The organism is Photorhabdus namnaonensis, from assembly GCF_001684335.1.
GTDB classification, from domain to species: domain Bacteria; phylum Pseudomonadota; class Gammaproteobacteria; order Enterobacterales; family Enterobacteriaceae; genus Photorhabdus; species Photorhabdus namnaonensis.
In genome coordinates, this window is record NZ_LOIC01000078.1 from 26,331 (window position 1) to 39,631 (window position 13,301).

Consider the following 13,301-nt stretch of genomic DNA (forward strand, 5'->3'; position numbering starts at 1 on the left):
TGTTGAAATGGTTAATTGTGATACTGACGCGCACCGAAAATTGCTGTTCCAATTCGTACTAATGTGGAACCACAATTAATAGCGGCAGCCATATCATCAGTCATCCCCATTGAGAGGGTATCTATTTGAGAATATTTAGTTTTCAGGTTAAGGAAGGCTTGCTCCATTCTCCTGAAAACCACCAATTGACGTTTATGGTCAGGTTCCGGTGCTGGGATTGCCATTAAACCCCGGAGCCTTACGTTTGGTAGTTTGTTCACTTCGGCAGCCAGAGTAGGTAGTGCATCAAGTTGAATACCTGATTTGCTCTGTTCATCACTGATATTTATTTGAATAAGAATATTCAGCGGTTCCATTCCCTCTGGGCGTTGTTCGTTCAGGCGTTGTGCTATTTTTAAGCGGTCAATGGTATGGCACCAGTTAAAATTTTCTGCCACCAAGCGGCTTTTATTAGACTGCAATGGACCGATAAAGTGCCATATCAAATCATTATGATTGGCAAAATAAGCAATTTTTTCTACACCTTCCTGCACATAATTTTCACCAAAATGGTGTTGCCCGGCAGCGATTGCTTTTTCGATATCTTCCACAGGTTTGGTTTTACTGACTGCAAGCAAGGTAATTTCTTCTGGAGCGCGTTCGCATTTTTGTGCGGCAATGGCTATGTGGGTCCTGACATCTTGTAAATTTTGTTCAATATTGTTCATGGTGACTCAGGAGATTAAAAAATGAATATGGATAAGCTAGTAGCTCTTAGTGTAAAGCATAATGCTTCAGATCTGCATCTTTGTGTTGGACAAGTTCCCGTATTACGTATAAATGGAGTGCTTTGCCCGCAAACTCAACTGCCATCTGTAAATAATCTATTGTTGGAAGAGTGGAGTAGACAATTTTTATCAGAAAATCAGCGACAACAACTATTAACTGGTGGGCATGTGGATTTCGCGTTGGAGACAGAAAATGGCCAACGATTGAGAGGCAACATCTTTCGTCAACACTCCGGGTTGTCAGCCGTTTTGCGTTTAATTCACGCTCAGTGTTCAACTCTGGAACAGCTAAAAGCACCTGAAATTATCCGTGAAATGGCTTTGAGGGAAGAGAGTGGGTTGATTCTGGTAACCGGCGCTACAGGCAGCGGGAAGTCGACAACGTTAACCGCGATTGTGGATATGCTGAACAGCCACAGTTGTCAGCACATTATTACGTTGGAAGATCCCGTTGAATTTATCCACCACAGCCGCAATTGTCTGATACAACAGCGACAAATTGGATTGGATTCGCCCAGTTATCAGGCAGCGCTAAAAGGGGCGCTCCGGCAAGATCCTGATGTATTGTTGTTGGGGGAGTTGCGGGATAAGGAGACAATACGCTTGGCGTTAACTGCGGCAGAGACTGGGCATTTGGTATTGTCGACTTTGCATACCAGAGGTGCTGTACAGGCAATTGACCGATTGGTAGATATTTTCTCTGCCGAAGAAAAAGGGTGGGTACGTAGTCAGCTAGCAGGCAGTTTGAAAGCGGTGATAGCCCAGCAATTAGTTTCTGCTCAGGGAGGAGGGCGAGTCGCTATATATGAAATATTGGTAGTTAATCAGGCTGTGAGCCATTTGATACGAGAAGGAAAAAATCATCAAATAACAACGCTTATGCAGACGGGCGCTGCCAGTGGGATGCAAACCTACGAGCAAGGCTGGCAGCAGCGTAAATTGCAGGGATTACTGGCAGGGCAAACGGAGAGGAAGATTAAAGAAAATGCTATACCCTATGGATTTCAAGATGCATCGCGACGGCAAAGGAGCGAATCCCGGGGAACATAGATAACTATGTGACTGGGGTGAGTGAGTGCAGCCAACAAAGAGGCAACTTGAAAGATAACGGGTATATCAGTTAATCGCGAATCGTGGTTATACGATTGCTGTTAATTGATCGCTGCTACTGTTAGCTATTGCGCTATTAATAGTGCTGTTCAAACCAGCTTTCCAGAATAATAACAGCGGAAGTAGCATCTACTTTTCCTTTACTTAAGGCTTTATAACCACCTCGGTCAAACAGATGAGCACGGGCTTCAACAGTTGTCAGGCGTTCATCTTGGAGTTGAACTTGCACGCCAAACCGGCCATGCAGCCGGTTTGCAAATTTACGTGCTTGCGCTGTGACTAATTGCTCAGTGCCATCCATATTAAGGGGAAGACCAACGATAACCAGATCGGGTTGCCACTCTTTAAGTAATTTTTCGATTTGTTGCCAATTGGGGATACCCTCTGTGGCTTTAAACGAGGTCAATGCTCTGGCGGTACCTGTGATTTCTTGCCCGATGGCTGCGCCGATGCTGCGGGTGCCAAAATCAAAAGCCATTATTGTACGGTTATTCATCTATGCATGCCCTGCCTGTGGCGCAATATTATAGATATTGATACCGAGCAAAGATGCGGCTTCACGCCAGCGGTCCGCAATGGGTGAGTTGAAAATAATATGTGGATCAGCGTTTGTTGTTAGCCAACTATTCTCCATTATTTCTTTTTCAAGTTGACCTTTTTCCCAACTAGCATACCCCAACGTGACCAATATCTGTTTTGGTTGGCGTGGAGTACCCAAGGTTTCAAGGACATCTTTGGATGTGGTGATCATTGTGTCATCGGAAATTTTGATACTTGAACTGAAACCTGGTTTTGGTGTGTGCAATATAAAACCATGATCTTCAGCCAGTGGACCGCCAGTCATGACAGGTTTGTTTAGACTGATGCTTTCATCCCGATCTTCTGGTGATATTTTCAGCTTTTGTAAAACTTTCCGAACGGAGATTTGCTCAATAGGTTTATTTATCACCAGTCCCATAGCCCCATTTTCATTGTGTTCACAAATGTAAACAACTGAGCGTTTGAAATAGGGATCAGATAATGAGGGCATGGCGATAAGAAAATGGTGCTGTAGATTCATTTTATTTCTAGTAATTAACCTTGCTATGTAAGGATTATTTAGCCCACAGTATGTGGGCTAAAAGTATAAATGACAAACCCTGACAGGCAAATTCGCAAAAAGAATTTTTTATTTCTCTAACCGTTCTTCAATCGCATTCATTAACATGCCGATGATTGAAATATCAGGGAAAGCGGCTTCTATCTCGCGTGCACAGGTCGGACTGGTGACATTAATTTCGGTCAGTTTGTCACCAATAATGTCCAGGCCAACAAAAATTAGCCCTTTTTCTTGTAAAGTCGGAGCGACGGCTCTGGCGATAGCCCAGTCACTTTCTGACAGCGGACGAGCCTCACCACGGCCGCCCGCAGCAAGATTACCACGGGTTTCACCTTGGGCAGGGATACGAGCCAGACAATAAGGAACGGGTTCGCCATCGACAATTAATACCCGCTTATCGCCTTCTTTGATGGCCGGTAAGAAATTTTGCGCCATGCAAAAGCGAGTGCCATGTTCTGTCAGGGTTTCAATGATAACCCCAACGTTTGGATCATCTTTTTTCAGGCGGAATATCGATGCGCCGCCCATACCATCTAGTGGTTTAAAGATGACATCACCATGTTTCTGGTGGAATTCTCGCAACTGAACGGCATTGCGAGTCACTAATGTATCTGGTGTTAAATCAGGGAACCAAGCTGTGAATAGTTTTTCGTTACAATCGCGCAGGCTTTGTGGTTTATTGACAATGAGAGTGCCTTTCTCTTCCGCACGTTCCAAAATATAAGTGGCGTAAATGTATTCAGTATCAAATGGTGGATCTTTACGCATCAGGATGACATCCAATGTTTCCAGTGCCAGATCTTGTTCTCTATCGAACTGATGCCATTGCTGTGGGCTGTTTTCTACCTGCAATAAGCGGGTATGTGCGCGGGCTTCCCCTTGGTGCAGATAGAGATCACTCATCTCCATATAATGGAGCTCCCAGCCGCGGCGTTGCGCTTCCAATAGCATGGCAAAACTGGTGTCTTTCTTGATGTTGATGGATGAAATGGGGTCCATCACTATGCCGAGTTTGATCATTCTTTTTCCTTAACCCAAATCGCCGAAACGCACTTGTAATGCGGTAATTGCGGTGAGCGCTGTCGTTTCTGTTCTCAGCACTCGTGGTCCTAATAGGATATCAGTAAATTGGTAATTAGCTGTCATAGCAATTTCATCTATCGATAATCCACCTTCTGGGCCGATCAGTAAACGTACTTTTTCTACGGGCAAAGGCAGGGTATTGATACTTTGGCTGGCTCGTGGATGTAGATTCAATTTTAAACTGCCATCATCTTCCGCACACCAGTGTTCGAGTTGCATCACTGGGCGAATTTCAGGTATGCGGTTGCGACAGCATTGCTCACAGGCGGCGATAGCAATCTTCTGCCACTGTTGCAGTTTTTTAGCCAGCCGTTCTCCATCCAGCTTTACGCCACAGCGTTCAGAAATTAAAGGCGTAATAACATTGACCCCTAACTCTACAGATTTTTGAATGGTGAATTCCATTTTCTCGCCACGGGATATGACTTGCCCTAGATGAAGATTAAGTGGCGATTCATTATCGGCAAGTTCGCTATTGCTAATATGTACTTTGACGGATTTTTTGCTAGCTTCGGTGATCTGAGCGTTGAAGATCTGATTGCTGCCATCAAACAGTTGTAACGGTTGACCATTGTTCATTCTGAGAACCCGCCCGACATGGTTAGCCGCCTCATCACTCAGATAAATTTCAGTATTCGATGAGAGTAATTCCGGGTGATAGATGCGGGGTATACGCATGTTTTTCTTTCCTTCCTGCGGGGTATAGCTATACATAAGGTAATAAATAATGGAGGGTATGATAAGGGAGGCTTAATCCAATTATCAAGCTATCTCGATACGGATTGTTATCTCTGAATAAATGTTGCGAGTCTGCTCGCATATTTATATTTAATTTGACTATTTTATATTTATTTTGTTGTTTTAAAAGGTCGTTGTTTATTACTATATTTTTATGTCGAAACCATAATTGATATTTGTTTTTTTTATTTAATTGAAATATTCATAATGGAATAATGTTGGAGGTATTTTATTAAATGGATTTTAACATTAAAATCATTATCTTGGCTATTTTTGTCGGGGTAGTGGCAGGGATAATTTTGAATAAAATGATATCGGTATTTCCTAAAATTATTTATGGATATGAAAAAATAGATTTTGGTTATTTTCAGGTTGAATTAGTAACACTATTTATAACTGCTTTTTTTATGATTTGTTTTCCATTGAATTTCAATTTATATTCGGTTTTGATATTTGTTTGGATGCTAATTATAATTTCTTTTATTGATATAAAAATTAAATTATTACCAGACATAATAAATTATTCCCTTTTATGGTTAGGATTATTATTGAATTTAAATCAAATTTTTGTGCCTATTGAACACGCTGTAGTCGGTGCTATTGCGGGTTATTTGATTTTATGGTCGCTCTATTGGTTATTTAAAATAATCTGCCATAAAGAGGGGTTAGGATATGGTGATTTTAAGTTAATGGCGGCGGTGAGTGCCTGGTTGGGTGTTGGCGCAACTCCTTTATTAATGTTCTTATCCTCACTGTTTGGTGTTATTGGGGGCTTATGGATGTGGAGAATACGAGGAAATTATCAGGAGTCCGTTGCTTTTGGCCCCTGTATAGCCATTTCCGCGATTATCATGATCTATCTGAATTTACAGGGAGTTGATGGGTTATCATGGATGGCGCCCAATAGCTGAATAAGGTATGGGCGCCAGTAATTAAATTATGGTATTAAAACTGTGGTATTAAAATTGATAGTGAATCAGAGCATCTTGCCAACGTTTGGGTTGTCCCAAATATTTATCAAGAGAAATAATAGATAGCTCGTTTCTGTTATTTTCTAAAATAAACGTAGGGAAGCCTGAGCCGCCAACGGCTGCTAATAGTTCACGGCTTTTCCGAATGTGTTGGAGACTTTCTGATTCATTATTCAATGTCAGCTCTTGCTGGAACAGTTCTGAATCAAGCTGCAATTCATTTGCCAAATTCAATAATGTTTCAGTTTCACTGATTTTTAATCCACGAACATAATGCGCTTTTTGTACTGCCAGTAACATTTCGACACCTTTACCAGCCAGCTTTTCTGCTGCGAGGATGGCTGATATTGGGGGTAATGAATCCATAATCAGTGATTTATCGTTTAGCAGAGCAATATATTGCTCACTGAAAATTTGCCCGGTCAGGCTTGCGATCCGTTTATCCTGACTAAGGATATAATCACGCCATGTGCTGTCTATTTGGCGTCTGTTATCACCTGTCAGCATTCCGCCGCCATGCAATTCAATTTTCACATTTGCGACCTCTTTCGCTGCTTGTATCAGAGAGGAAACGCCATAACACCAGCCACATAGTGGATCATAGATATAATGCAGAATCATTCCGGGCATATTACTTATTCCTGAAAAAGAGTTAATTTACTTATTGGGGCCACTTCATTTCGCCTTTCAGCACCTTAGCACTTAATTCGAGACTGGATTTGTCCGCAAGTTTTGGATAGTGCTTTTCCATTGCGGCTATTAGCGCTTTTGAATCTTTCGCTTTTGCCAGCTCTTTCTCAAAAATAGTCAGATACTTTTGCGTGAAGTGAACGGATTCCAACGTCATTGGCGTGTTACCAATGAAATGTCCCGGAACCACAATAGTCGGTTTCAGCTCTTTTATACGATCTAATGTTTGCATCCAGTTTTTACGCGACTCTTTAGTCTGTGTATCTGCTATCCAGACATGGATGTTGCTTGAAACGGTGACACCGCCTACTACCGCTTTTAATTTTGGTATCCAAACAAAAGTACGGTCAGCCGCGGGGCCATCAAGACCTTCGACGATTAACTTCTCACCGTCAACCGTAAAAGTGTTACCTTCCAACGGTTGCGGCACGATAACTTTTTTGGGGGCTTGTTCTTTCAGAACACCTCCCCAATAAGCCAGTTTGCCATCTTTGGTCTTTTTGATTTCTTTAATGGTTTCTGGTGATGCAATGACTTTTGCGTTAGGGAACGCTTTGGTCAGTACATCAAGGCCAAAATAGAAATCAGGATCAGACTGACTGATATAGATAGTTGTCAGTTTTCTGCCGGTATACTTAATTCTTCTGGCCAGTGCTTCAGCGTCATTTTTTTGGAACTGAGCATCGATCAGTACAACTTCTCTATCACCGATGATGAGCTCAGAAGAGACGGGAAATACGCTTCTTTCACCTGGATTGAAAACATCCAGTTTTAGGTTAGTGGCTTGTGCCAGAGAAATAGTACCCAAGGAAAGGATACCTGCCAGCGCAATATTTAGTGTTGTTTTGCGAGTCATGATTGAATTCCTGATGTTGTGTCAATGAGGTTCATAATAAGTTGCGTTTTTCGATGAAAAAACCGCATAATTGGCAATTATTTGTTGCATAAATCGAGCTAATTGATGGATAGAGTCACTGCTGCGCAAGTGTTCACTATAATTGTAGAACAAGGTAGCATGATTGCCGCATCGGAACGGTTAGATATGTCGCGGGCAATGGTATCTCGCTATCTGGCTGAAATGGAAAAATGGGCGGGAGTACGTCTGTTACATCGTACAACGAGAAAGATCAGCCTGACATCGGCAGGAGAGATCGCCTATCAGCGTAGTCGTAAATTATTGCAATTGGCGGAAGAGATACCAGTTCATCAACCAGTAGAAGCACAGGAACTGAGTGGTCTTTTGCGGATAAGCAGTTCTCAATCTCTGGCGGTGAGCGCATTGTCTGTGGCGATTCCTGAGTTTATGCAGATTTATCCTCAGATAGCTATTGATATGCAAATGAGTAATAAGGCAATAAATTTGGTCGAGGAGCGGATAGATTTAGCGTTACGCATCACGAATAATCTGGAGCCGAATTTGATCGCCAGGCCGTTATCAACATGCCATTCTGTAGTTTGTGCCGCCCCTTCTTATCTGGCAGGAAAAATGCTTCCGCAAAAGCCTGCTGATTTAGCTTTGCATAACTGTATGACTTATAACTTCTTTGGTAAAAGTCTTTGGTTATTTGAACGCCGAGGGGAAAAGTATTCTGTTCCTGTTAGCGGTACTTTAAGTGCTAATGAATCGGTTGTATTAATGGAGGCAACGTTGCAAGGGGCGGGAATCGCCATGCAACCCTATTATTCTGTTGCTTCGCATTTGGCGTCAGGAAAATTGATTCAGTTGTTGCCAGAATATCGACCTCAGGCGATGGGAATTTATGGTATTTATGCCAGTCGTCAAAATATGCCAGCAACGTTGAGAGCATTACTGGATTTTCTGGTTCAATGGTTTGCTTTTTCCCCATACTGGCAAGCGCTAATGCTGAAAAGCTGATTTTAGTTTTTGAGGAAACAGGGCAATTTGTGCTTTTAGGTGTTCAATAAAAGTATCGACTGGGGCGGAAGAAGGGCGATGAAGGGGTTTTATCAGGCTGACAGTAAAAGGAATATCGATACTGAATGGGCGAGCGCATATTTCATATCTGCCGTGGCTGTCCAAATAATCGAGTACGGTCAGTGGGTTGACAATAGAAACGCCAATGCCTTCTCGCACCATTGCGCACACTGACGCGGCGCTGTGAGTTTCCATAATCATGCGGCGGCGAATATGGTGTTCTGCGAATATGCCATCAATAAGCTGCCGGTAGCTATCCGTTATTGAAAGGCTGATAAAATTTTGCTCGCTGAAATCTTCGGGAGTCAATAACGGTTTATGGCTGAGAGGATGTTCGGCGGGCAGTACGCAAATTTCATTCAGTGTGATCAATGTCTCTCTCCGTGTACCCGGTGGTGTCTGCAAATGTTCTGTCAAACCCAGATCATGGCGTTGAGCTGAGAGCCACTCTTCCAGTAGCGGTGATTCCTGTGGAATGATGGTTAAATTAGTATCAGGATATTGACAGGTGAAGTGATGGCAAACTTTCGGTAACAGTGATTGAGAAAATACCGGCAAGCAGGCGATGGAAAGCTGGGCATGTTGAAATTTACGTATATTGTCAGCCGCGTTCATTATTCTTTCGAGTCCGTAATAAGAGCGCTGAACTTCTTCAAAAAGGCGTAATCCTTGTGCTGTCGGATGCAGGCGGCCTTTTACTCGGTCAAATAATTTGAATTTTATCAGATGCTCAAATCGTGCTAATTCACGACTGACGGTTGGTTGTGATGTTTGTAATAAAATAGCCGCTTCTGTCAGGTTTTTGGTCGTCATTACCGCATGGAAGATTTCAATATGGCGCCATGAACAAGAGGACATAAATTGTTCCTTCGAATGATAATTCTATATCACAGATGAATAGACTATAACGAAATGGATATTTTTATTCCTGTTTTTTGCTGTCAATAATGGGTTATCTGCTGACTTTGTGAGAAAAAACCTGATGAGTACTTTTACCCGCAATTTTACCTGCGATAGTTGTCCTAATCTGATACCGGAGAATTTGAGTCGTCTGCCAGAAACGTACGGTACTCCATTATGGGTTTACGATAGTGAAACAATTATCCAAAAAATCAAATTATTATGTCAGTTTGATGTGATCAGGTTTGCTCAGAAAGCTTGTTCTAATACGCATATTTTGCGCTTGATGCGTGAGTATGGTGTGAAAGTTGACGCTGTTTCGCTAGGGGAAATTGAGCGTGCTTTGTGGGCCGGATTTTGCCCAGGACAAGAAGTGTCAGACATCGTTTTTACTGCTGATTTAATCGATGTGCCGACGTTGCAACAAGTAACCCAATTGGATATTCCGGTTAATGCGGGTTCTATCGATATGTTGGAACAGATTGGTCAATGTAAACAAGGGCATCCGGTATGGCTGCGGATCAATCCTGGATTTGGTCATGGTCATAGCCAGAAGACCAACACGGGAGGGGAAAACAGCAAACATGGTATTTGGTATCAGGATCTTCCACGAGCGATTGAGAAAATACGCCACTATGGATTGAAATTGCTTGGTTTACATATGCATATTGGATCTGGTGTTGATTACCATCATCTTGCCAGTGTATGCAATGCGATGGTTGAACAGGTTATTCTCTGTGGTGAAGATATTCAGGCGATTTCAGCCGGCGGCGGTTTATCGACCCCTTATCATCAGGGTGATGAACGAATCGATATCGCTCATTATTTCGGGTTGTGGGATGATGCGCGTAAAAGGATTGAGCAGCATTTAGGTCATAAAGTTGAGCTGGAAATTGAGCCGGGGCGTTTTTTGGTAGCGGAATCTGGCGTTCTGATGACAGAAGTTCGGGCGGTTAAGCAGATGGGGAACCGTAATTATGTGCTGGTGGATGCGGGATTTAATGACTTAATGCGCCCGGTAATGTACGGCAGCTATCACCATATTTCGGTTTTGCCTGCTGATGGTCGTAAGGTTGAGCAATTTTCATTGCAGGAAACATTAGTGGCGGGTCCGTTATGTGAATCCGGTGATATCTTTACACAGATTGAGGGTGGAGGCATTGCGCCAAGAGCGTTGCCGCCGGTTCGGGTTGGTGACTATCTGGTTTTTCATGATACTGGTGCTTATGGTGCGTCAATGTCTTCCAATTACAATAGTCGTCCGCTGATCCCGGAAGTGTTGTTTGTTAATGGTAAGCCTCAATTAATTCGCCGCCGTCAAACGATTGAAGAGTTGTTAACGCTGGAAGAGGTATCTTTTGTGTCTGTACTGTGAAATATGGGGCGATACTTTGAGGTATCGTCCAGTCTGTTGATAAACCTATCCCTTAATCCTGTCAGTCCGACAGCGTTTCCTTAAAAAGCATTTGATATATAAAACCGACACCACTGTTGATTGCGAATTTATTTGTATCATAAATGTTAAAAAATGAATTTAAATTGTTAAATATAGGCGATAAAACACACTTATTTTTATAACTTTCGGAATATTCCTATATATTTTTAAATTAAATTTGTTGCATTATTAATCAGATTTTAACTGGTTAGTAGTAAGGCCATCTCAGGTAGAACCGACACGATGGGCAGAACCTTGACCGGACAGAATGAGGCTGATGAAAATCTGCAACCGTGCCGGTGGTAACACGCTGGTAGAGTATTATGGGATTTATGGAGAAGTAAGTATGGCAATATCCAATAGCGGCAAAATGTGCCCGGCTGTCACATCAATCACCTGTACGATGGAAATAGGGGTCTTTCCCGCCGATGAAGATCCCTGTTATCTGGCGAGAAAAGCCGAATATGCCCTGCGTCTGCCGGCAATGATTATCACCAAACTGGGGGCTATTCGCTTTCTTAATCAGGTCATTATGAGTGGGTTGATTAAGGTTGAGGAACTCAAACATGACTTCCTGTGGCCCTATAAAGCGGAAGTGGTGTTTGCTATCCGAGGAGAGCAAGATGTCCCCTTACCCATGCTGGCGACCAGCCAAGACTCTAAGCAGCGTTATGGCGATAATTTACCGCAATCCAGTAATCCGTTTGCCCGGCCTTCTGCTGAAGACGCAGAGAAATTTGGGGTTAAACGTATTCGGCGCCCCGATATTATTCTGGTTAAAGATGAGGCTCTTCGCTGGCCGGGCAGAAATGCCACCTACTTCGATGATTCTGTGCACCCGGATAATCTGAAAATGCTAATTGAGGTGAAATTTCCGGGAGATGATCTCTCTGACGATCAAGAAATAGATTATATCCAGATTGCGACCGAAGACCGCTTTGGTGTGATGCGTATCATCGATAACCGTACAGAAGAGCAAAAACAGTATGATGAAGCGTGGCGAAAACATTATCAACCCGGTTCCCAACACTATAAAAATCCCATACCACTAGCCCCTTTACCACCGGGTTCACCTCCTGATGACGAAGATTTACCCATCCCTCCCGCAGAAGGTGTGCCGGGGACCATTCCGCAGCCCCTGACAAAAAATCCACCGCTTCTCAGTACTTCCCACTGGTCGTTTTTACCCAGCTATGAAGACTGGGTTATCCTTGGGCAGGAAGTGGCTAGCCTAACAGAGCAGGGATTGGATTATATCCGTAACAGTACCCGCGAACTCCTTGCCCAGTTTGGTTCATGGCTCAATCAAGCCGGCAAGTGGGTGTGTGAAGAAATTATCGACCCGATAAGCCATCAGGTCAGTTACGCTTTTTCTTGGGTTAATGAACAAACGGGGAAAATCGTGACCTGGACGGAGAGTGAGATAAAAGCCCGGTGGCAGACGGTGCAACAGGGTTCAGATATCACCCTGGAAGAGCTCAAAAACATTAGCTGGATGCAAATATTAAAAGAGGTGGGAGAAGGCATGTTGGAAGTCGTTGTGATTATTGCCGGCGTTTCTGCTGTTATCCTTGTCACCCTTGCCGTCACTGCCGCGCTGATTGCACTGGTGGAAATTTTAGCTGCCGCCGCCGCAGTCAGCGCCGCCGCGTTAGCTGCTGTTCTGGCAATATTGGCGAGTGTGACATTCGCCGCCGCCTCATAATTAACGGAGAAAATATGGAAACTTCAGACTACTTTGCCCAGTTGAAATCACAACTGACCGCGTTTACCTTCCTCAATGGCGATGGGCTGACCGTTTCTCGTCTTGGGATTTCTATCACCCTGTTTTTTAAACAAGGCTACACCTCGGAGAAAAAACAGCGCATTCTGGCCTGCTACCGGCGCTTTCGCGAAGAATTTGGTACCTACCTGCGTTTTCATCGTCATTCGCTGGAGGGATTAAAAAAATATTCCCCAGAAAATATTGCCAAAGTTGAAGAAGGCATTCTTAATCGGAAAAAAAACCAGCCCTCTAGTTGGGTAGTCAGTGATGCCAAAAATCTCTATGAAGCCCCTCGCTATCTGATGCGTTACCTTGATTCCGATGAAGCTGATGGTGACGATAGTAGCTCTTACCTAAGCCTGACATTTCCTTGGGATTACCTAAAAGAACAAGAGGGCATGGCTCGTTTTATGGCCTGGCTGGAGTTTCTATGTGAACAACTCGAACCGGACAGTGGGGATTGTGGCTACAGCCTGGTCATCCCCAGAGATTACCATGATTACTTTCCTTTAGAGTATCAACTGGCGCAACGTTACCCTTCCCTACAAGTGAACTCCGCAGTGCACACAGCTAAATTACAGTATGGACACTCTATCCGGGGCATTAACTGGATCACCCTGCTGTCCAAACGCTTTGTAAACCGACTGGGTGGGGAATACTGGATACGTCAGGTGCTGCGCCCCTACCGGGATGTGGTGATTAGTTCTTACCGTGATGGCCTGATAATCCGTGCCGGTGAATACCCGGACTTAACGCCACTGCCGGGCAGTGTCCCGGAGAGTTATTTTGCCATTAACCAGTTGATAC

14 protein-coding genes are annotated in these 13,301 nt (G+C 43.6%); 6 read left to right on the forward strand and 8 right to left on the reverse strand.

From position 1 onward, the window contains the following. Window positions 1-11: 11 nt before the first annotated feature. Complete coding sequence (locus Phpb_RS15570) at window positions 12-707, reverse strand: YggS family pyridoxal phosphate-dependent enzyme (RefSeq protein ID WP_065391138.1); 696 nt, start codon at window positions 705-707, stop codon at window positions 12-14. Between the two features lie 21 nt (window positions 708-728). On the opposite strand from Phpb_RS15570, the gene Phpb_RS15575 reads away from it, so the two are divergent. Continuing rightward, window positions 729-1,817 carry a type IV pilus twitching motility protein PilT gene (locus tag Phpb_RS15575; protein WP_065391139.1) on the forward strand — a complete coding sequence of 363 codons (1,089 nt, stop codon included), beginning with the start codon at window positions 729-731 and terminating at the stop codon, window positions 1,815-1,817. A gap of 136 nt (window positions 1,818-1,953) precedes the next feature. Here Phpb_RS15575 and ruvX read toward each other — a convergent pair whose 3' ends face one another. The 4 genes from ruvX to rsmE all read right to left on the reverse strand — a co-directional run bounded on the left by ruvX (window position 1,954) and on the right by rsmE (window position 4,737). After that, window positions 1,954-2,373 carry a Holliday junction resolvase RuvX gene (ruvX, locus tag Phpb_RS15580; RefSeq protein ID WP_065391140.1) on the reverse strand — a complete coding sequence of 140 codons (420 nt, stop codon included), beginning with the start codon at window positions 2,371-2,373 and terminating at the stop codon, window positions 1,954-1,956. Continuing rightward, window positions 2,374-2,937, reverse strand: coding sequence for a YqgE/AlgH family protein (locus tag Phpb_RS15585; protein WP_065391141.1), 564 nt, complete (start codon window positions 2,935-2,937; stop codon window positions 2,374-2,376). Between the two features lie 108 nt (window positions 2,938-3,045). Next, a complete protein-coding gene (gshB, locus tag Phpb_RS15590; RefSeq protein ID WP_065391142.1) occupies window positions 3,046-3,996 on the reverse strand; it encodes a glutathione synthase in 951 nt (316 codons plus the stop codon). A gap of 9 nt (window positions 3,997-4,005) precedes the next feature. Then, the gene (rsmE, locus tag Phpb_RS15595; protein WP_065391143.1) at window positions 4,006-4,737 is read right to left on the reverse strand and encodes a 16S rRNA (uracil(1498)-N(3))-methyltransferase; all 732 of its coding nucleotides are present in this window, start codon (window positions 4,735-4,737) and stop codon (window positions 4,006-4,008) included. 296 nt (window positions 4,738-5,033) lie between these two features. Between rsmE and Phpb_RS15600 the strand changes: the two genes are divergently transcribed. After that, the gene (locus Phpb_RS15600; RefSeq protein ID WP_082302605.1) at window positions 5,034-5,708 is read left to right on the forward strand and encodes a prepilin peptidase; all 675 of its coding nucleotides are present in this window, start codon (window positions 5,034-5,036) and stop codon (window positions 5,706-5,708) included. A 48-nt stretch (window positions 5,709-5,756) separates the two neighbouring features. Here Phpb_RS15600 and Phpb_RS15605 read toward each other — a convergent pair whose 3' ends face one another. Both Phpb_RS15605 and Phpb_RS15610 read right to left on the reverse strand, forming a co-directional pair. Continuing rightward, window positions 5,757-6,398: a DsbA family protein gene (locus Phpb_RS15605; protein WP_065391144.1), complete on the reverse strand. Its 642-nt coding sequence runs from the start codon at window positions 6,396-6,398 to the stop codon at window positions 5,757-5,759. A gap of 31 nt (window positions 6,399-6,429) precedes the next feature. Continuing rightward, the gene (locus Phpb_RS15610; RefSeq protein ID WP_065391145.1) at window positions 6,430-7,314 is read right to left on the reverse strand and encodes an MBL fold metallo-hydrolase; all 885 of its coding nucleotides are present in this window, start codon (window positions 7,312-7,314) and stop codon (window positions 6,430-6,432) included. Between the two features lie 105 nt (window positions 7,315-7,419). Between Phpb_RS15610 and Phpb_RS15615 the strand changes: the two genes are divergently transcribed. Then, window positions 7,420-8,334, forward strand: a complete 915-nt coding sequence (locus Phpb_RS15615; protein ID WP_065391146.1) for a LysR family transcriptional regulator — start codon at window positions 7,420-7,422, stop codon at window positions 8,332-8,334. Here Phpb_RS15615 and Phpb_RS15620 read toward each other — a convergent pair. Next, window positions 8,317-9,252 carry a LysR family transcriptional regulator gene (locus Phpb_RS15620; protein WP_065391147.1) on the reverse strand — a complete coding sequence of 312 codons (936 nt, stop codon included), beginning with the start codon at window positions 9,250-9,252 and terminating at the stop codon, window positions 8,317-8,319. The genes Phpb_RS15615 and Phpb_RS15620 overlap by 18 nt on opposite strands. Before the next feature lie 124 nt (window positions 9,253-9,376). Here Phpb_RS15620 and lysA point away from each other — a divergent pair, with 124 nt between their 5' ends. The 3 genes from lysA to Phpb_RS15635 form a co-directional block, all read left to right on the forward strand. Then, on the forward strand, window positions 9,377-10,669 hold the full coding sequence (gene lysA / locus Phpb_RS15625) for a diaminopimelate decarboxylase (RefSeq protein ID WP_065391148.1): 1,293 nt from the start codon (window positions 9,377-9,379) through the stop codon (window positions 10,667-10,669). 337 nt (window positions 10,670-11,006) lie between these two features. After that, entirely contained in the window at window positions 11,007-12,434 is a 1,428-nt protein-coding gene (locus Phpb_RS15630; RefSeq protein WP_240492571.1) for a VRR-NUC domain-containing protein, read from the forward strand. A 14-nt stretch (window positions 12,435-12,448) separates the two neighbouring features. Beyond that, the coding region (locus tag Phpb_RS15635; protein WP_240492572.1) for a DUF3396 domain-containing protein at window positions 12,449-13,301 on the forward strand (853 nt) is incomplete at its 3' end.